The organism is Dickeya oryzae (assembly GCF_009372235.1).
Lineage (GTDB): Bacteria > Pseudomonadota > Gammaproteobacteria > Enterobacterales > Enterobacteriaceae > Dickeya > Dickeya oryzae.
Genome location: NZ_ML762920.1, coordinates 672,672 through 690,876, shown reverse-complemented (window position 1 = coordinate 690,876; position 18,205 = coordinate 672,672). Strand labels below are relative to the sequence as shown.

16 protein-coding genes are annotated in these 18,205 nt (G+C 54.2%); 12 read left to right on the top strand and 4 right to left on the bottom strand.

Annotation, left to right across the window (positions count from 1 at the left end; all coding sequences use genetic code 11):
* Window positions 1–107: 107 nt before the first annotated feature.
* Together tctD and FAZ14_RS03035 are read left to right on the top strand one after the other, a co-directional pair.
* On the top strand, window positions 108–782 hold the full coding sequence (gene tctD / locus FAZ14_RS03040) for a transcriptional regulator TctD (RefSeq protein ID WP_016941114.1): 675 nt from the start codon (window positions 108–110) through the stop codon (window positions 780–782).
* Entirely contained in the window at window positions 769–2,160 is a 1,392-nt protein-coding gene (locus tag FAZ14_RS03035) for a sensor histidine kinase (protein WP_029456317.1), read from the top strand. The genes tctD and FAZ14_RS03035 overlap by 14 nt, the downstream gene beginning before the upstream one ends.
* Before the next feature lie 99 nt (window positions 2,161–2,259).
* Here the strand turns inward: FAZ14_RS03035 and FAZ14_RS03030 are convergent, their stop codons facing one another.
* Genes FAZ14_RS03030 through FAZ14_RS03015 form a run of 4 tightly spaced genes read right to left on the bottom strand, consistent with a single transcriptional unit; the run spans window position 2,260 to window position 7,076 of the window.
* Window positions 2,260–3,063: an inositol monophosphatase family protein gene (locus FAZ14_RS03030; protein ID WP_016941112.1), complete on the bottom strand. Its 804-nt coding sequence runs from the start codon at window positions 3,061–3,063 to the stop codon at window positions 2,260–2,262.
* Window positions 3,060–4,121: an ABC transporter ATP-binding protein gene (locus FAZ14_RS03025; RefSeq protein WP_153508000.1), complete on the bottom strand. Its 1,062-nt coding sequence runs from the start codon at window positions 4,119–4,121 to the stop codon at window positions 3,060–3,062. Before FAZ14_RS03025 ends, FAZ14_RS03030 begins: the two co-directional genes overlap by 4 nt.
* Window positions 4,114–6,123 (bottom strand): ABC transporter permease, encoded by a 2,010-nt coding sequence (locus FAZ14_RS03020; RefSeq protein ID WP_153507999.1) that lies wholly within the window; start codon window positions 6,121–6,123, stop codon window positions 4,114–4,116. Before FAZ14_RS03020 ends, FAZ14_RS03025 begins: the two co-directional genes overlap by 8 nt.
* Window positions 6,120–7,076 carry an extracellular solute-binding protein gene (locus FAZ14_RS03015; protein ID WP_016941109.1) on the bottom strand — a complete coding sequence of 319 codons (957 nt, stop codon included), beginning with the start codon at window positions 7,074–7,076 and terminating at the stop codon, window positions 6,120–6,122. The genes FAZ14_RS03020 and FAZ14_RS03015 overlap by 4 nt, the downstream gene beginning before the upstream one ends.
* 196 nt (window positions 7,077–7,272) lie before the next feature.
* Between FAZ14_RS03015 and FAZ14_RS03010 the strand changes: the two genes are divergently transcribed.
* From FAZ14_RS03010 to purF, 10 genes are all read left to right on the top strand, one after another.
* Window positions 7,273–8,502: an ROK family protein gene (locus FAZ14_RS03010; protein ID WP_038925363.1), complete on the top strand. Its 1,230-nt coding sequence runs from the start codon at window positions 7,273–7,275 to the stop codon at window positions 8,500–8,502.
* A 121-nt stretch (window positions 8,503–8,623) separates the two neighbouring features.
* The gene (gene pdxB, locus FAZ14_RS03005; protein WP_016941107.1) at window positions 8,624–9,757 is read left to right on the top strand and encodes a 4-phosphoerythronate dehydrogenase PdxB; all 1,134 of its coding nucleotides are present in this window, start codon (window positions 8,624–8,626) and stop codon (window positions 9,755–9,757) included.
* A gap of 85 nt (window positions 9,758–9,842) precedes the next feature.
* Window positions 9,843–10,853 carry an aspartate-semialdehyde dehydrogenase gene (locus tag FAZ14_RS03000; protein ID WP_016941106.1) on the top strand — a complete coding sequence of 337 codons (1,011 nt, stop codon included), beginning with the start codon at window positions 9,843–9,845 and terminating at the stop codon, window positions 10,851–10,853.
* Window positions 10,853–11,731, top strand: coding sequence for a tRNA pseudouridine(38-40) synthase TruA (gene truA / locus FAZ14_RS02995; protein ID WP_153507998.1), 879 nt, complete (start codon window positions 10,853–10,855; stop codon window positions 11,729–11,731). Before FAZ14_RS03000 ends, truA begins: the two co-directional genes overlap by 1 nt.
* 30 nt (window positions 11,732–11,761) lie before the next feature.
* Entirely contained in the window at window positions 11,762–12,427 is a 666-nt protein-coding gene (locus tag FAZ14_RS02990; RefSeq protein WP_016941104.1) for a DedA family protein, read from the top strand.
* Between the two features lie 230 nt (window positions 12,428–12,657).
* Window positions 12,658–13,569: an acetyl-CoA carboxylase, carboxyltransferase subunit beta gene (gene accD / locus FAZ14_RS02985; protein WP_016941103.1), complete on the top strand. Its 912-nt coding sequence runs from the start codon at window positions 12,658–12,660 to the stop codon at window positions 13,567–13,569.
* A gap of 79 nt (window positions 13,570–13,648) precedes the next feature.
* Entirely contained in the window at window positions 13,649–14,917 is a 1,269-nt protein-coding gene (gene folC, locus FAZ14_RS02980) for a bifunctional tetrahydrofolate synthase/dihydrofolate synthase (RefSeq protein ID WP_016941102.1), read from the top strand.
* Window positions 14,907–15,776 carry a cell division protein DedD gene (gene dedD, locus FAZ14_RS02975; RefSeq protein ID WP_038925346.1) on the top strand — a complete coding sequence of 290 codons (870 nt, stop codon included), beginning with the start codon at window positions 14,907–14,909 and terminating at the stop codon, window positions 15,774–15,776. The genes folC and dedD overlap by 11 nt, the downstream gene beginning before the upstream one ends.
* 261 nt (window positions 15,777–16,037) lie before the next feature.
* Complete coding sequence (cvpA, locus tag FAZ14_RS02970; RefSeq protein ID WP_012885419.1) at window positions 16,038–16,529, top strand: colicin V production protein; 492 nt, start codon at window positions 16,038–16,040, stop codon at window positions 16,527–16,529.
* 30 nt (window positions 16,530–16,559) lie between these two features.
* Window positions 16,560–18,077, top strand: a complete 1,518-nt coding sequence (gene purF, locus FAZ14_RS02965; RefSeq protein WP_016941100.1) for an amidophosphoribosyltransferase — start codon at window positions 16,560–16,562, stop codon at window positions 18,075–18,077.
* Window positions 18,078–18,205 lie beyond the last annotated feature (128 nt).

The following is an 18,205-nucleotide window of genomic DNA, read 5'->3' as shown; positions in this document are numbered from 1 at the left end:
TGTTCAGGATGTGATTGCCGTCGCTTAAAAAGACGAACGGTCTTGAGGGAGAATGGTCACCATAGGGTGATGAAAGGAGAAACCAATGTGGATAAAGGCTGACGGTGATGCGACTTTTACTGGTTGAGGATCATCCTGAGCTGGCGCACTGGCTGAAAAAAGCCCTGAGCGAGGCGGGATTTGCCGTTGATCTGGTCGGCGATGGTGTGGCGGCGGATCATCTGTTGCAGCAGGAAGCCTATACGCTGATGGTGCTGGATGTATCATTGCCGCGTATGGATGGACTGGCGTTACTGGCGCGCTTGCGTAAACGCGGGCAGAACTTGCCGGTGCTGCTGTTGACGGCCCGTGCCAGTGTGGCGGACAGGGTTAAAGGGCTGAATCTGGGTGCAGATGACTATCTGACCAAGCCGTTTGAACTGGCTGAACTGGAAGCACGGTTGCGGGCATTGTTGCGGCGTAGTCAGGGGCAGATACAGGATGTGCAGCGTCTGGGTTCTCTGAGCTGGCATGATGAAGGCTACTTTCTGCTACAGGACAAACCGCTGGCGCTGACGCCGCGTGAGCAGGCGGTACTGCACACGTTGATGCAACGCCGGGGGCGACCAGTATCACGCCAGTATCTGTATGAACAGGTATTTACACTCGCCGATGAAGCCAGCACCGATAGCCTCGATCTGTACGTGCACCGTATCCGCAAAAAACTGGCGGGCAGCGATGTCATGATTGTCACGCTGCGTGGGTTGGGATACAGCCTGGAATGCCATCATGCTGAACGTTAATTCGCTGCGTGGCCAGTTGATGCTCTACCTCGGTGTGCCGATGGCGCTGCTGTGGGCGTTGTCGGTATGGAGCCACTACCACAGCGCCAAAGCGGCGGCGACCCAGGCTTATGATCGCACGCTGTTGGCGTCGGCACGTACCGTGGCTGAGCGGTTGACGGTACGCAACGGCCAACTGGCGGTGGATGTGCCTTGGGTGGTGCTGGATAGTTTTGAGCGCAACATGAACGACCAGCTGTATTATCAGGTCCTGACCCCGCAGGGGAATACGCTCTCTGGTTATGACGATCTGCCACCGTTGCCGCGTGGTATCCCGTTGTCCCGACATTATCCGGCGCTGGCCCATTTCTATGATGCGCATTATCACGGCCGGGCTATCCGGGTGGCGGCGTTATGGCAACCGGTCAATGAGTCGGGCGTTGAAGGAATGGTGCTGATTCTGGTGGCGGAAACGCTGCGTTCCCGCGAGGCCTTTGCGCACCAGCAATGGCTGATTGCCTTGATTAGCCAAAGCGCATTGGTGTTGCTGGCGCTGCTACTGGTGCTGCTGCTGTTTCGTAAATTGTTGCGGCCGTTGCGCCAGCTGTCTGGGGTGATGGCGCGCCGTGAGCCCGGTGATTTGACGCCGTTGCCCCCGTTATTACCCTGGTCTGAAATGCAGCCGTTACTGGTGGCGTTCAACCGGTATATGGCAAGGCTTAGAGGCGTACTTCAACGGCAGGAACGTTTTGGCGCTGATGCTGCGCATCAACTCAGAACACCACTGGCAGTGCTGAAAACACAAGTGGGGGTGGCGCTCAATAGCTCCTATCCTGCGCAGTGGCGTGACAGCCTGACCGGCATGAGCGCCACGCTGGACGATACCATCCAACTGACCGATCGTCTGTTGCAGCTATCGCGCCTGAGAGCGCAAGACAGCAAAGAACACATCTGGCAAACCGTGGATTTGGCTGAACTGGTGCGGGATGCCTGCTTTTCCCGCCTGCCACAGGCGCGTAGCCGACAGATCGACCTGGGATACGAAGGCGATGAGCATTGCCTGATTCGTGGTGAACCGTTACTGCTGGCGGAATTGTGCGCCAACTTGCTGGATAATGCGCTGAAATACACACCGCAAGGCGGCGTGGTGACGGCTCGGGTACAGGCGCAGCAACTGGAAATCGACGACAGTGGCCCGGGGATTCCGACACTGGAACGCGCGCAGGCGATGAGGCCATTTCACCGGTTAGATAACCATCACGGTTTACCGGGCGCCGGGCTGGGGTTGGCACTGGTCAGGGATATCGCGCTCTGGCATCACGCCCGACTTCAACTGCTGGATTGCCCGTCATTGGGTGGACTGCGGGTACGCATCGCCTTTGGGGAGGATTCCTCCTGACGGTCAAATCGGTTCTGCAATACTCAACGCTTTATTGTGCAATGCTTTTTACGAAGACGTACACCGAGCGCAATACGCGATACGATGACCTACAGTGAGTTACCGGTATAAGAATGCATTCCGGAACCAGTCATAAATGCTTGGGCGCGCGGCTAGCACTGAACCTTCCCGTACTTTTTCACCATGGAATGTGCTTACCCGTACGCCATTTTCCTGGGCGATGAGTTTACCCGCTGCGACATCGTAATAACTGAGACTGTCTTCAAAATAAGCGTCCAGTCTTCCGACTCCGACATAGGCGAGATCGAGTGCGGCTGACCCAAGCCGCCGGACACCGGCAGACTCTGCCATAATGCGGGTCAGCCCAGAGAATAGCTGATCCTGTGTTATCACCCGCAGTTGACCCGGAACGGGCAATGAGAGTGAGCACAGTGACTCTTCTGGCAATTTATCCGCTAAGCGCGCTACTCGTTGATCGTTCAGGTAAGTTCCTTCTCCCGCGATGGTGGTGAAATACTCTTCACGCAGCGGGTCGTATACTACGCCAAGAATTTCTCTTTCATCGTCGCAGAGCGCTATGCTGACGGCAAAATATGGAATGCCCCAGATAAAATTACTGGTTCCGTCGAGGGGGTCGACAACCCACATCTCTTTACGCGTTCCAGCCTGAAAGCCTGTTTCTTCACCAAGGAGCCCAAAGCCTACCGCTTCCTCCGTTAATGTGTTGAATATTGCACGTTCGGCGGCGAGGTCGGCTTGTGAGACATAATTGGCTTGTTCCTTTTTGCTGATACAAGACGCATTCATTTTGCCAAAGCGCTTTAATAGCTCAATCCCACCGGCCTGGGCGGCCTTTTTGGCCACGCGAAGCAGTTGGCTGTTATCCAGAGAGTAGTCTGTCATGCGTGTGCTTCCAGAAAGGTTGTTTCATTGAAGACGATACCGACCTTATTATCGACAGCGATACGTCTGGTTGCTTCTGCCCATAGGCTGTCCCAGCCGGGGATCGTCAGACGATAGACCCAAGCGCGTCCGATATAACGAACATCAGTGACGATACCGTCAATGAGCCCCTGACCTGCCTCGCATATATGCACGTTTTCTGGACGAACAAACAGTGTGGCTGGGCCACGATGAAACGCATGAGAGAGGTTAAGACAGGTACCGTTGTCAGGAGTAAAACCCTGTTCGGTTATCACACCTTTGATAAAGTTTGCCTGACCGACGAATTCAGCCACAAAACGTGAGGCAGGGCGCGCATAAAGCACTTCTGGCGCAGACAATTGCTCGACTTTTCCACCCTGCATAACAGCGATCCTGTCTGAGAGTTCCAGGGCTTCTTCCTGATCGTGGGTGACATAGATAGCGGTAACGCCGATGCGTTTTTGTAATTCGCGCAATTCCTGACGCAGCGATACTCGCAGTTTGGCATCAAGATTCGACAGGGGTTCATCCAATAGCAGCAGCGGAGGATCGATAACGAGCGCACGGGCCATCGCAATCCGCTGTTGCATGCCGCCACTCATTTCGCCGGGATAGCGCTCTTCCACATGACTGAGTTGCACCTGCTCAAGAGCAAGACGTACCCGTTTCTGGATATCCTGTCTGGGTATTTTTCGCAGCCGAAGCCCGTAAGCCACGTTATCGAAGATCGTTTTATTCGGCCATAACGCATAGTTTTGAAAGACAAAACCGATATTACGATCCCACGGCGCGCGTTGCGAAACGTCGACGCCATCAAACAGGATACGGCCATCATTGATGGGGTGAAAACCAGCAATAGCCCGAAGCAACGTTGTTTTACCGCAGCCTGATGGGCCAAGAAGCGTAAAGAACTCACCCGGCATGATGGTCATTGATATGTCATGCAGCACAAGGTGCGAGTCGTAGCGTTTCGAGACAGACTGAATAGCGACTTCGCACCCCCGGCGATGGCTGGTGTTATCGTATATATCAGGCATGACGGTTTTTCTCCGACTGTCCATAGCGAACAACGATATAAAGGGGCACATAAACAATAAGCATGAGTATGATGGTCTGTGCTGCGCAGACGCCGAAATCGGAATCTGCGAGCGTATTTTCAAAGATTACTGCTGTCATGGGCTTCCAGGGGGGGCGATAAAGCACGATAGTTGATGATAATTCCGTCACAATGTGCAGAAACGTCAGCGTTGCTCCAGTCACTGCGCCTGCCAGCATCAGTGGCGCAGTGATAGTCAAAAATACCCTGATGGGTCTTGCTCCAAGGCTGATTGCCGCTTCATCCAGTGCTGGGTGCACCTGACGCAAGGCTGCCTCTGATGCTTTGACGGTAAACGGGAGATTTCGGATAACGTAGGCCAGCACCAGGATGTACCACGTACCGGTAAGCTGAAGTGGTGCTTGGTTAAAAATAAGTATCAGTCCAATTCCCAGAACTGTGCCTGGTATGACGTAGGGCATCATGACGACGTTGTTAAGCACAGGTGCGATCAACGTGTAGCGTTTACGTACCACTATATAGGCAATGGCAATACCGACGGAGAAAGCCAGTAATGTTCCGGCAACTCCCAGCGAAAGGGTAACCCAGGCTGAGGCCAGGCCGTTTTTCCACATTGTCAGATAGTTATCGAGCGTTGGGCTGGTTGTTGGCAACCCGGCGCGCCATTTTACAAAACTGGTGATGAGAACTGTTATATGTGGTACGAACGCCAGGAGCAGAACGAGTGCGGTAAAAGATAGGGTCAGGATATGTCCCAAACGAGATAGTTCCCTTGGTGCAGACTGCCTTGATGACACGGCGGCATAGCCGCGTCTGGCAAGATAGATTTGTTGCGCCATCAGGAAGAGGCTGGATAAGGCCACCAGCACCACCGCACCTGTTGCCGCGAGTGCAGGATTTCGTCCTGCTTCGCTCAGAAAAGAGGTGTAAATCAAGACTGGCAGTACATTCAGATCAAGGCCGATGATTCGCGGCGTGCCGAAGTCTGAGAGGGCGGCCATCGTCGCCAGATAAAGGCCGGTGACAATACCGGGCATAGCCAATGGAATCTCTACCGACAGCCGCACACGTAAGGGTGTCGCACCCAGGCTTTCTGCGGCTTCGATATGTGAAGCATCGACACGGCGAAATGCGCTGTAACTAAGAAGAAAGATGACTGGAAAGACAAGCCATGCAATCACCCAGATAACGCCATAAATGCCGACAATAGACGTCGTTAGTCCAAGGCTTGTAGTGATGATGCCGTTGTGCCCCAGTAGCAGACGCCAGGAATAAGCCCCCAGAAAGGGAGGGGATACTGATGCCATGGTGACCAGCAGAATGATGGCCGTTGAACCAGTGACCCGGAACCGGGCAATCATGTAAGCCAGTGATACGCCCAGTATAGCGGCGAATGCCGTTGCACACAGGGAAATCATCAGGCTGTTAAGCGTTGCGCTGCGTGTTTCCTCATGGGTGAAGAAGGAAAGGTAGTGCCTCGCTGTGAAAGAGAGGGTGGGCTCTTCAATGCTGATATAGGCGTTAGCCGCATGTTGCAACACCACCACCCCATCCGATTGGCGTATGGCAGTCAGTGGTGTGGCGGTAGTTCGGTTAAACAGGCCTCGCGGCGTCTGTTGGCTCACTATCAGTGAAAAGTCGTCTGACGCTAACTGTAATGCCCCGTTATTCAGGACGGTGAATTGAGGATTAGCGGTTCCTCGAATCAGAATACTGTTCTTATCTCGTGCCAGAAAGTTGAGATGAAAGTTCGCCCCCTTGCTAACATCAAGACTTCCATTTGGTTTCATGGCGATGGTAAAACCGTTGGACATCTCGGGTATAACCTCGAGCCCGGTTGGTCGATTAACGAAGGTAAAGCGACCACCGTCTCCCAGCAACGAGGCACTCAGCAGGCGAGCCTGGGGCAGTAAAATTGTCGTACAGCAAAAGAGCAGCGCAATAATGGCTGTCAGTCGCCAGGGATCACGAAGTATCTTCATTTGGCGACTGCTGCCTGAAAGCGTGCGACGACAACCTGTTTAGGATCCTGTGGGGAAATAATATTGAGCTGGCTCACATTCGGCAGAACGGCGGGAGGCGCTATATCTATACGGGCTGAGCGGCGGACGGTTGCGTCACGTACCCGTTCATGCGCTGTTTTCGAGCCAAGAAAGTCGATAAAGATTTTGGCCTGCTCGATATGTGGTGCGTTTGCCACAATCGCCTGTGCGTCAATCTGGCCGGTAATGGCATCAGTCGGATAGATAATTTTGATTGGCAGGCCATCTGCCGTCCATTTGGCACCTAAATCTTCATTGATCCAACCAATGGCCGCTTCTCCATCGCGTATGGCGTTGAATGCATCGTCCGAACCGGGAGCAATACGGACATCTTTGACGAGACGATTGATAAAATTCCAGCCGAACTGGCCAGCCAGCGCAGAGACAATGGTATACCCCGTCCCTGAACGTGCGGGATCTGGAATAATCAGCGCACCTAATTTTTTCCATTTATCGCGAGCGAGATCAACCTGAGACGTCGGCATATCGGCCGGGGAGACTCGTTTTGTGCTGACCATAATGGGTTGCAAAAGCAGAGTAAAAGGGTGCCAGATATGCTGTGGATCTATGGTCACCATGCTCGCATCTGTGTCGCTTTGAAAAGGCTGGAAAAGAGCCGTGTTCTCTTCATATGTCTGGATAGGCCCGCCCCAAAGCACATCAGCCGTTGGATTAGCTGTCTCTGCACGTATACGTTCAACCACGTCCCCTGTACCGCCACGTACGACTGTCACGTTAATGTCTGGGTACGTCTTTTTAAACGCGTCAAGAACAGGTGCGGAGGTCGTTTCTCCATGAGAAGTGTAGATGACCAGTTCTGCAGCCGTAGCGTTTATGGCAGATAAAGCAGTAACAATGGTTAACGCAGTAAGATGAATATGCTGCTTGCTCATAGCGGGATAAACTCCAGACAAAAAATTAAATCCACTAAATGGTTTTATTAAGTCGGTGATGAAGGGCATTAGACGAAATTAAGGTGAAGTTATGATGACAAAAGCCATTTTTTTGAAATTTTAATTAGCTGGACACGATAAAAACGAAGATTTTATTATCTATTTAATGGAAATAATAAAGAGCGAAGGTGCTGTCGTGCATACTGGTAACAATCATGCTTATTCTGGTCGGTACAATCGCCGACTGGTGTTTGATCTACTACGAACTACAGGGGAATTATCCCGTAGTGACCTTGTCGAGAGCACTGGGTTACAACCGCAAACTATCGCTAATATCACTCAAGATTTGCTTAAACGGGGTTTACTAATTGAAGAGGGGCGCTCAACCAACCGCCGTGGGGCTCCACAGAAGTTTTTACGACTCAATGCACGTGCTGGCTGTGTTTTTGGTGTTCATCTGGATCGAAATGGTATCACTGCTGTTGCGTGCGACCTGTTTGCATGCGAGCTAGCTCGCAGAACTGCGCCTGTATCATGGCAAAACCCTGAGGCGAGTATTAGCAACATCGCCAAGCTTGTCGCCGAACTTTCCCAGGAATGTGAAGGTGTCCCTGTATGGGGGACGGGTATCGCAATGCCAACTTTGCAAGAGGCTGACTTCGAGAAGTATGTAGGATCGCCTGGATGGCAGGCATGGAGCCATGTGCCGACAGCTGATGCTGTTGAAGCGTTGTGCGGCATGCCGGTCATTGTAGAGAATGACGCGACGGCGGCGGCGCTTGCTGAACGCCAGGTTGGGTCGGCAGTTGGGCTTACCCACTATGTTTATATTTTTGTTGGTCATGGACTCGGTGCCGGGATTATCGTTGACGGTTTGCCGTTTCAAGGTGCCTTCAACAATGCCGGTGAGATTGGCTTACTAAGTTGGCCATCAGAACTACAACCTGTTGCGGCTGATGTGACCCCTTTTTCATTAGAAGAACTGGCTATTACCCTGGCAGTGGATTTGAGCGCACTTGAACAGCCAGATTTTCTTAATTCGCTCTATCAGCAACGCAACAGTGAGTTGATGGCATGGCTTGAACTCAACAGTAAACGTCTGCGCATTCTGGTTTCAATCATTGAAAACATGTTTGATCCCCAAAAAATTTTAATCGGCGGATGTCTTCCTCCCGCACTTTTCGCATCGCTGGTGGATCGTACTTATCCATTACTTCCCTCTGTGGCTGCCAGAAAAGTAAGACATATGCCAAGACTGGAACATGCCAGACTGGGGGCTGAGGCCGCTGCTATCGGCGCGGCATTGCTGCCGATTATTGCGCACGGTAGCCCATTTTTCAGGCGATTGTCACTGATGCGAGCAAGGACGGTGGTGATTGACCCCGAAATCTATTTTGATCGTGTTGCTGGCCTGCCAGTAAGCTGAATAGCCATCATGAACCGATGCCGCTCGTCAGTGTTACCAGCGGTTGGTTTATGGCAGAATAACGCCCTTCGTTTTGTCGCGGCGACGCGGGTGTCGTCAGCGGTCTATCAGGAAAGCCAACGTGAAAATCCTTGTTGATGAAAATATGCCTTACGCTCAGACGCTGTTCAGCCGCCTTGGCGAGGTAACGGCGGTACCGGGCCGCCCGATTCCGACAGAGGCCCTGAACGGGGCGGATGCCCTGATGGTGCGCTCAGTCACGAAAGTGAATGCTGACCTGCTGAGCGGCAAAGCGGTAAAGTTTGTCGGTACGGCAACCGCGGGCACCGACCATGTGGATGAAGCGTTTCTGCGCCAGCAGGGGATCGCGTTTTCCGCCGCCCCCGGCTGCAATGCGATTGCGGTGGTCGAGTATGTGTTTTCCGCGCTGTTAATGCTGGCAGAACGTGATGGCTTTGCGTTGACAGACCGTACCGTTGGGATCGTCGGGGTAGGGAACGTGGGGTCTCGCCTCAATGACCGGTTGACGGCGCTGGGGGTGCGGACGTTGCTGTGCGACCCGCCGCGGGCGGATCGCGGTGACGAAGGGTCATTTGTATCGCTAGACGAGGTGGTGGAGCAGGCTGATGTGCTGACGTTCCACACACCGCTATTGAAAGCGGGGCCTTATGCCACCTTACATTGTGTGGATGCCGCACTGCTGGCGCGCTTGAAAGCTGGCACCATCCTGATTAATGCCTGTCGCGGGCCGGTGGTGGACAACGCTGCCTTGTTGGCTGCCCTTAAACGCGGCCAACACCTTAGCGTGGTGCTGGATGTGTGGGAACCCGAGCCTGAGTTATCTCTTGAACTGCTGGAGCGCGTTGATATCGGTACGGCCCATATCGCCGGTTATACGCTGGAAGGCAAAGCACGCGGCACCACGCAGGTGTTCGAAGCCTGGAGCCGTTTTATCGGTCAACCGCAGCAGGTCGCCTTGTCGTCGTTGCTACCGACGCCGGAACTGGCGGAGGTGGCCCTGACGGTGCCACTCGATGAGTATCAACTCAAACGACTGGTGCATCTGGTGTATGATGTGCGCCGCGATGATGCCTTATTGCGTCAGGTCGCTCAGATTCCCGGTGAATTCGACCGGTTGCGTAAGTGCTATCAGGAGCGGCGCGAGTGGTCATCGTTGCATGTCATCTGCGCTGATCGCGAAAGTGCCGAGCAACTGAACCGGTTAGGTTTCACCGCGTCGGTGAACGAACGCTAATTTCCTGTATCAAAATCAGAGTAATCCGGGCGATGTCATCATCGTCCGGTGTGTTTTATTCATTATTCTTGGGGAGTACAACCACATGTCCAATGGCTGGAATATCGCGTTGCTGGGAGCGACCGGCGCTGTCGGCACTGCGTTGCTGGAGCTATTGCAGGAGCGTGAGTTTCCCGTGGGTGAGCTCTATGCGCTGGCGAGTGAAAACAGCGTCGGTGAGAGTTTGCGTTTTAACGGCCGTTCGCTGCGGGTAGAAGACGCGGCTGATTTCGACTGGTCGCAGGTGCAACTGGCCTTTTTCGTCGCCGGTATCGATGCCAGTGCTCGCTATGCGCAAGCCGCAGGTGACGCCGGGTGTCTGGTGATTGACAGTAGCGGCCTGTTTGCGCTGGAACCGGATGTCCCGCTGGTGGTACCGGGGGTGAATCCGCATGTACTGGGGGATTACCGTAATCGCAATATCGTGGCGGTGGCGGATAGCCTGACCAGTCAGTTACTGACTGCGATCAAACCGTTGACGGAACAGGCTGGGTTGTCGCGTTTGCACGTCAGTAACCTGTTGTCGGTGTCGGCGCATGGTAAAGCGGCGGTGGATGATTTGGCGGGGCAAAGCGCTCGTCTTCTCAACGGTATTCCGGCCGAAGCGGGGCTGTTCCCGAAACAACTGGCGTTCAATATGTTACCGCTGCTGGCCGACAGTGAAGGCAGTGTCCGTGAGGAGCGTCGGCTGGTCGATCAGGTGCGCAAGGTATTGCAGGATGATGGCCTGCCGATATCGGTCAGTTGTGTACAATCACCGGTGTTTTACGGTCATGCGCAGGTGGTGCATTTGGAAGCGTTGCGCCCGCTGTCTGCCGATGAAGCGCGTGATGTGCTGGCGCAGGCGGCGGATATCGCGTTGAGCGAGGAAGACGACTATCCGACGCAGGTGGAAGATGCCTCTGGCAATGTACAACTGAGTATTGGGTGTCTGCGTAACGATTACGGCATACCTGAGCTGTTGCAGTTCTGGTCGGTGGCCGACAATATCCGCTTCGGCGGTGCGTTGATGGCGATAGAAACCGCGGAACGGCTGATTGAGGAGTACCTGGGGTAATGACGGCGTTGCAGCACGCGGACGATGAGGCACCGCTGAAAATCGCCCTGGGGATTGAGTATGACGGCAGTCGCTATTACGGCTGGCAGCGTCAGGCCGAGGTAGACAGCGTTCAGGGGTGTCTGGAAGCGGCATTGTCTCAGGTGGCGAACGAACGTATCGATGTGTTTTGCGCTGGCCGTACCGATGCCGGGGTGCATGCAACCGGACAGGTGGTGCACTTCACGACCCACGCGGTGCGCAAAGACGCCGCCTGGACGATGGGGGTGAATGCCAACCTACCACCGGATATCGCGGTGCGCTGGGTCAAAACGGTGGATGAGGCGTTTCACGCCCGTTTTAGCGCCACGGCACGCCGTTATCGCTATGTGATTTATAACCGGCGTTTTCGGCCAGCCATCCTGTCGCACGGGGTGACGCATTATTACCTGCCACTGGATGCCGAGCGCATGCATCGAGCCGGGCAGTGCCTGCTGGGCGAGAACGATTTTACCTCGTTTAGGGCGGTGCAATGCCAGTCACGTACGCCCTGGCGTAACCTGATGCACCTGCGGGTAACGCGTCTGGGTGATTATGTGGTGGTAGACATCAAAGCTAACGCCTTTGTGCATCACATGGTGCGTAATATTGTCGGCAGCCTGATGGAGGTCGGGTGCGGCAACCAGCCGGAAAAATGGATGGCTGAGCTGCTGGCGGCGAAAGATCGCACGCTGGCTGCCGCGACGGCAAAGGCTGATGGACTGTATCTGGTTGCCGTGGACTATCCACCGCATTTCGGGATTCCCTGCGCGTCGATGGGGCCGCTTTTTTTACCCGATGAGGTAAAAGACACCGGTGTGACGGTGATAAACGGCGAAGCCGATGTTGATATGAATTGAGTTGGTATTGAACTGAATAAGGACGCGATTATGCTCGATGTTGTACGGTTTATCATAGATTTTATCTTGCACATTGATGTGCATCTGGCTGAGCTGGTAGCGCAGTATGGCATATGGGTTTACGCCATTTTGTTCCTGATTTTGTTTTGTGAAACCGGGTTAGTCGTGACGCCATTCCTGCCTGGTGACTCGTTGCTGTTTGTTGCCGGTGCGCTGGCCTCGCTGCCGACCAACGATTTGAACGTCCACACCATGGTGGCGCTGTTGGTGGTCGCGGCGGTGCTGGGGGATGCGGTGAATTACACTATCGGTCGATTGTTCGGTGAGAAATTGTTCCGCAATCCTCACTCACGCATTTTCCGCCGCAGCTACCTGGATCGTACCCATGCGTTTTACGAACATCACGGTGGCAAGACAATAATTCTGGCGCGATTTGTACCGATTGTGAGAACATTCGCGCCCTTTGTCGCCGGTATGGGGCATATGCGCTATCGTGAGTTCGCGCTATATAACGTGACTGGGGCCGTGTTGTGGGTGTTGTTATTCACCTATGCTGGTTACCTGTTTGGCGACTTGCCGGTGGTGCAGGAGAACCTGAAGTTATTGATCGTGGCGATCATCTTCATCTCCATTTTGCCGGGGTTGATCGAGTTCTGGCGGCATAAGCGGGCCATGACACGGCAAAATATGAAATAAGTGGAAAATTATTTTAACATCCGGTTTGACCAGTTTTTTATCCACACGCCCGGATCGTTATGGTTTAATGAGCAGCATTTACGGCTGTGTTTGTATTAACAAGCCTTAATACCTATAGTCTTGCCCCGGCTTGCCGGGATGGGACATCGCTTTATCGGCGGCGTTGCCAGGGATTGGGCAACGTGTAGCAGCGTACTGGCTGGTGCCAGGTTCAAGCAGAAAGGTTATCAATGAGCTGGATTGAACGAATTCTCAATAAAAGTAATGTCACACCTACCCGTAAGGCGAATATTCCTGAGGGGGTCTGGACGAAATGTGACAGTTGCGGTCAGGTGCTTTATCGCGCTGAGCTGGAACGTAATCTGGAAGTGTGTCCGAAATGTGATCACCACATGCGGTTATCTGCCCGGGCTCGTCTCCATGCGTTTCTGGACAAGGAAGGTATGGTCGAACTGGGCAGTGAACTGGAGCCCAAGGACGTCCTGAAGTTCAGAGACTCGAAGAAGTACAAAGACCGTATTGCTTCAGCGCAGAAACAGTCTGATGAAAAAGACGCGCTGGTGGTGATGAAAGGAACGTTGTACGACATGCCGGTGGTTGCGGCATCGTTCGAGTTTTCTTTCATGGGCGGTTCTATGGCGTCGGTGGTAGGTGCGCGCTTCGTTCGTGCCGTGGAGCAGGCGCTGGAAGATAACTGCCCGCTGGTTTGCTTCTCCGCCAGTGGCGGTGCCCGTATGCAGGAAGCGCTGATGTCGCTGATGCAGATGGCGAAAACCAGTGCGGCGCTGGCGAAAATGCGCGAGCGTGGTTTGCCGTATATTTCGGTACTGACTGACCCGACCATGGGCGGTGTATCCGCCAGTCTGGCGATGTTGGGTGATTTGAATATCGCCGAACCGAAAGCGTTGATCGGTTTTGCCGGTCCGCGTGTTATTGAGCAGACTGTTCGTGAAAAACTGCCGCCGGGCTTCCAGCGTAGTGAATTCCTGCTGGAAAAAGGTGCTATCGACATGATCGTTCGTCGTGCGGATATGCGCTACAAACTGGCCAGCATCCTGTCCCGGTTGACTAATCGCCCGGAACCGCAGGAACCTGCGGTGGTGCGGTTGTCCGCCTCGCACGAAGCACAGAGTGATGCCTAATCAATGATGAACCGGGAGCAGGGCGGCGTTGTTGCCGTGTTCCCGTCAGTAATCAACCGTAAGTCAGTGAACGGGACTCATGGACAATCTTCAGACACCTCGAGCCACGTCGCCTTTGGCCACGTGGCTTCACTATCTTGAACATCTGCACAGTCAGGCCATTGATCTGGGCCTCGATCGCATCCGGCATGTCGCGGAACATCTGCAGCTACAACAACCCGCTCCCCGCGTATTTACCGTGGCGGGAACCAACGGCAAAGGCACGACCTGCTGTACGCTGGAATCCATCCTGAGTGCTGCCGGGTTACGTGTTGGGGTGTACAGTTCGCCACATTTGCTGCGTTACACCGAGCGCGTACGCATTCAGGGACAGGAATTAGCAGAATCACTGCATACTGAAGCCTTTGCGGCGATCGAAGCCGGTCGCGATGGTACGTCGCTGACCTATTTTGAATTCGGTACGCTGGCGGCATTGTGGCTGTTCAAGCAGGCACAACTGGATGTGGTGATACTGGAAGTGGGTCTGGGGGGGCGCCTGGATGCCACTAACATTGTGGATGCCGATGTCGCGGTGGTAACCAGCATCGCGCTCGATCATACCGACTGGCTGGGTAACGACCGTGACAGCATCGGTCGGGAAAAAGCAGGGATCTTCCGTGGTAACCGACCAGCAGTGGTGGGTGAGCCGGACATGCCGGTATCCATCGCCGCTGTCGTGCAGGAAAAAGGTGCCCGACTGTTTCGCCGTGGTGCGGATTGGCAGTTTTCATTGCAGGATGGCGGCTGGCGCTGGCAGAGCGGTGACGTTTGCTATGATGCGCTGCCTATCCCCTCTGTGCCGTTGGCCAATGCAGCCACCGCGCTGGCAGCGTTGCAGGTTTCTGACATTGCACTGCGTGTCGATGTCATTCGCCAGGGATTGCGTCAGGCGCAGCTACCGGGCCGCTTCCAGATTGTGAGCGAAAAACCGTTGTTGATTCTGGATGTCGCGCATAATCCTCATGCAGCCGCTTACCTTGCGGCCCGACTGGCCGATTTGCCGCGTACCGGCCAGGTGCGGGCGGTAGTCGGTATGCTGGCCGATAAAGATATTCCCGGTACGTTGGCGCATCTTAAGTCGCAGGTGGATGTGTGGTACTGTGCGCCGCTGGAAGGCCCGCGCGGTGCCAGTGCTGATCAATTGGCTGAGCATCTGGCGCGTTGTACCCGGTATTCGGATGTGGCGACAGCCTGGCGTCAGGCGATGCAGGATGCCGGAGAAAATGATGTGGTGATTGTTTGTGGTTCTTTCCATACTGTCGCGCATGTGATGGAAGCGTTGGACGGGAGCGGAATGCATGGCGAGTAAGTTTCAGAATCGCCTGGTGGGAACCGTTGTGCTGGTGGCGCTGGGTGTTATCGTGCTGCCTGGGCTGTTGGATGGCAAAAAAAAGCATTACGAAGACGAGTTTGCTGCCATCCCGCTGGTTCCCAAGCCGGGCGATACACTGGAGGCGGAGTCGATGCCGCCGGTCAATCAGTCGTTGCCTGTCCAGCCGCCTGAAGGCGCTGAAGCCGCGATGCAAAACAAAAATAACGCTGATGCCGACACGGTGCCTGAGCCGACCCCGGCACCCGCTGTACCGGAGCGGCGTGGGGCATCATCGTCGCCTTCTCATCCGGCGATGTCTGTCCCCCCGGTGGTGACCGAGCCGCGTCAGCCAGTGCAGCAGCTTGCTCCGCCAGCGATGAAAGCGCAGCCAGCGAAACCGGAACCGAAAAAGCCGGAAACGAAAGCGGACACCCGGCCTAAGCCCGACGTGAAAACGGCTGAAAGCAAAACGCCTGATAACAAGTCGTCTGACAGCAAGCCGAGCGAAAAACCGGTAGCAGAAGCTAAAACCGACACCCGATCGGCAGAAAATCGATCGACGGAAAACAAGCCAGCGGACGCTAAAGCGACATCGCAGGAGCAGGCTCCGGCTGGTCAGGCTTTTGTGGTGCAGTTAGGGGCGCTGAAGAACGCTGACAAGGTCAATGAAATTGTCGCGAAGTTGCGCTTGTCGGGATATCGTGCCTATACCGTGCCATCGGCACCGGTAGCCGGGCAGATTACCCGTATCTACGTCGGGCCGGATGCATCGAAGCAGAAACTGCAGTCAGCATTGGGAGACTTGCAGCAACTGAGTGGGTTGAGCGGGCAGGTCCGGTCGTACAGCGCGCGCTGAGTCGGCCAATCGTCAGTCAGTACATCGAGGGGTAGGGGAGCATAGCGACCTTGCCCCTTGTGTTTTGTGGGGCAGGGCAATACGGCAGGTAGCGAACAGCAGGCGTTATTTGTCTCGCGACAGGCGGTTTTTTTAATTTCTTCGCCTATCGAAAAAATCGGCAGGAAATACGCTACGCAAACGTTTTCTTTTTCTGTTAGAATGCGCCGCGAACAGGATGAGCGGCGTTATGATTGTCATCGTTCATTATTAGGATAGTTCATGGTTTGGGTTGATTACGTCATTATCGGTATTGTCGGATTCTCGGCTTTGGTCAGTCTCATCCGGGGGTTTGTACGTGAAGCGCTGTCGCTGGTGACCTGGGGGGCGGCGTTCTTTATCGCCAGCCACTACTATGCCTATCTCGCGGTCTATTTCACGCGGTTTACTGATGAGCTGGTGCGCAACGGTATCGCTATTGCCATTCTGTTTATTGCGACGTTGATTGTGGGTGCTATCGTCAATTATGTGATCGGTTCGTTGGTGGAACGCACAGGATTATCAGGCACTGATCGGGTACTGGGGATTTGCTTTGGTGCCTTACGGGGGGTGTTGATAGTCTCTGCGTTACTGTTTTTTCTTGATACCTTCACCGGTTTTTCACAGAGTGCCGACTGGAAGCAGTCCCATTTAATCCCGCAGTTCAGTTATATCATCAGGTGGTTTTTTGACTACCTGCAAAGCACGTCGAGTTTCTTGCCGCGGCACATCTAGCCGCGGTAGCGCTGATGAGGAAAAGACCACATGTGCGGTATTGTCGGTATCGCCGGTTTTACACCGGTCAACCAGTCGATTTATGACGCGTTAACGGTGTTACAGCACCGTGGGCAGGATGCCGCAGGCATCGTCACCATTAATGAGACCAATTGCTTTCGCCTGCGTAAAGCCAATGGTCTGGTGAAAGATGTGTTTGAGGCCCGGCACATGCAACGGTTGCAGGGCAATATGGGGATCGGCCACGTGCGCTATCCCACCGCGGGCAGTTCCAGCGCCTCAGAGGCTCAGCCTTTCTATGTCAACTCCCCGTTCGGGATTACGCTGGCTCACAACGGCAACCTGACCAACGCCCATGAGTTGCGTCAAAAGCTGTTTGAAGAAGGCCGTCGTCACGTCAATACCACATCGGATTCCGAAATTCTGCTGAACGTCTTTGCCAAAGAGCTGGACCGTTTTCAGCATTATCCGCTGGAAGCGGATAACATTTTTGCAGCGGTGGCAGCCGTACATCAGCAAATTCGTGGCGCTTACGCATGCATTGGCATGATTATCGGCCATGGCATGGTGGCGTTCCGCGATCCAAATGGTATCCGTCCGCTGGTGATCGGCAAACGTGAGTTGGAAGATGGGCGTAACGAGTATATCGTGGCCTCGGAGAGCGTCGCGTTGGATACGTTGGGCTTTGAGTTTCTGCGTGATGTGGCACCGGGCGAGGCGGTATACATTACCGAAAACGGCCAGCTGTTTACCCGTCAGTGTGCGGAAAACCCGAAAAGTCACCCGTGCCTGTTTGAGTACGTCTATTTCGCGCGCCCTGATTCCTTCATCGACAAAATTTCAGTCTACAGCGCGCGTGTGCGTATGGGGCAGAAGCTGGGTGAGAAAATTGCCCGCCAGTGGGAAGAACTGGATATCGATGTTGTGATTCCGATTCCAGAGACCTCTTGCGATATCGCGCTGGAAATTGCTCGCATTATCAATAAACCGTACCGTCAGGGGTTTGTGAAAAACCGCTATGTCGGCCGTACTTTTATCATGCCGGGTCAGCAAACCCGCATCAAATCCGTGCGCCGTAAGCTGAACGCTAACCGGGCCGAATTCCGCGGTAAAAACGTCCTGCTGGTGGATGACTCTATCGTGCGTGGCACCACGTCCCAGCAGATTGTGGAGATGGCACGTGAAGCGGGCGCTCGCCGGGTCTATCTGGCGTCTGCCGCACCGGAAATTCGCTTCCCGAACGTATATGGTATTGATATGCCAAGCGTGAATGAGCTGATTGCTCATGGCCGTGAAGTGGACGAAATCTGTAAGATCATTGGTGCCGATGCCCTGATTTTCCAGGACCTGAACGATTTGATCGAGGCGGTGCGGGAAGATAATCCGGAAATCGTCCAGTTCGAATGTTCAGTGTTCAACGGTGTTTATGTCACCAAGGATGTGAATCAGGACTATCTCGACTACCTGGAAGCGTTGCGCAATGACGATGCCAAAGCGATGCGTAGCCAGAATGAAGTCGAAGATCTGGAGCTGCACAACGAAGGTTGAGCATCATCAGCTATCGACCGATAACGATACAGGGAGCGCAAGCTCCCTTTTTTGTTGCTGTTATTCTTGCCAATCTGTAGGTGATGCGGCAAAGTCAGCGCACAAGTTGTGAGTACCGCTGCGGCGGT

Coding starts and splice junctions, on each gene's coding strand:
- tctD (WP_016941114.1), top strand. CDS start 108: ATGCGACTTTTACTGGTTGAGGATCATCCTGAGCTGGCGCACTGGCTG.
- FAZ14_RS03035 (WP_029456317.1), top strand. CDS start 769: ATGCTGAACGTTAATTCGCTGCGTGGCCAGTTGATGCTCTACCTCGGT.
- FAZ14_RS03030 (WP_016941112.1), bottom strand. CDS start 3,063: ATGACAGACTACTCTCTGGATAACAGCCAACTGCTTCGCGTGGCCAAA.
- FAZ14_RS03025 (WP_153508000.1), bottom strand. CDS start 4,121: ATGCCTGATATATACGATAACACCAGCCATCGCCGGGGGTGCGAAGTC.
- FAZ14_RS03020 (WP_153507999.1), bottom strand. CDS start 6,123: ATGAAGATACTTCGTGATCCCTGGCGACTGACAGCCATTATTGCGCTG.
- FAZ14_RS03015 (WP_016941109.1), bottom strand. CDS start 7,076: ATGAGCAAGCAGCATATTCATCTTACTGCGTTAACCATTGTTACTGCT.
- FAZ14_RS03000 (WP_016941106.1), top strand. CDS start 9,843: ATGTCCAATGGCTGGAATATCGCGTTGCTGGGAGCGACCGGCGCTGTC.
- truA (WP_153507998.1), top strand. CDS start 10,853: ATGACGGCGTTGCAGCACGCGGACGATGAGGCACCGCTGAAAATCGCC.
- FAZ14_RS02990 (WP_016941104.1), top strand. CDS start 11,762: ATGCTCGATGTTGTACGGTTTATCATAGATTTTATCTTGCACATTGAT.
- accD (WP_016941103.1), top strand. CDS start 12,658: ATGAGCTGGATTGAACGAATTCTCAATAAAAGTAATGTCACACCTACC.
- folC (WP_016941102.1), top strand. CDS start 13,649: ATGGACAATCTTCAGACACCTCGAGCCACGTCGCCTTTGGCCACGTGG.
- dedD (WP_038925346.1), top strand. CDS start 14,907: ATGGCGAGTAAGTTTCAGAATCGCCTGGTGGGAACCGTTGTGCTGGTG.
- cvpA (WP_012885419.1), top strand. CDS start 16,038: ATGGTTTGGGTTGATTACGTCATTATCGGTATTGTCGGATTCTCGGCT.
- purF (WP_016941100.1), top strand. CDS start 16,560: ATGTGCGGTATTGTCGGTATCGCCGGTTTTACACCGGTCAACCAGTCG.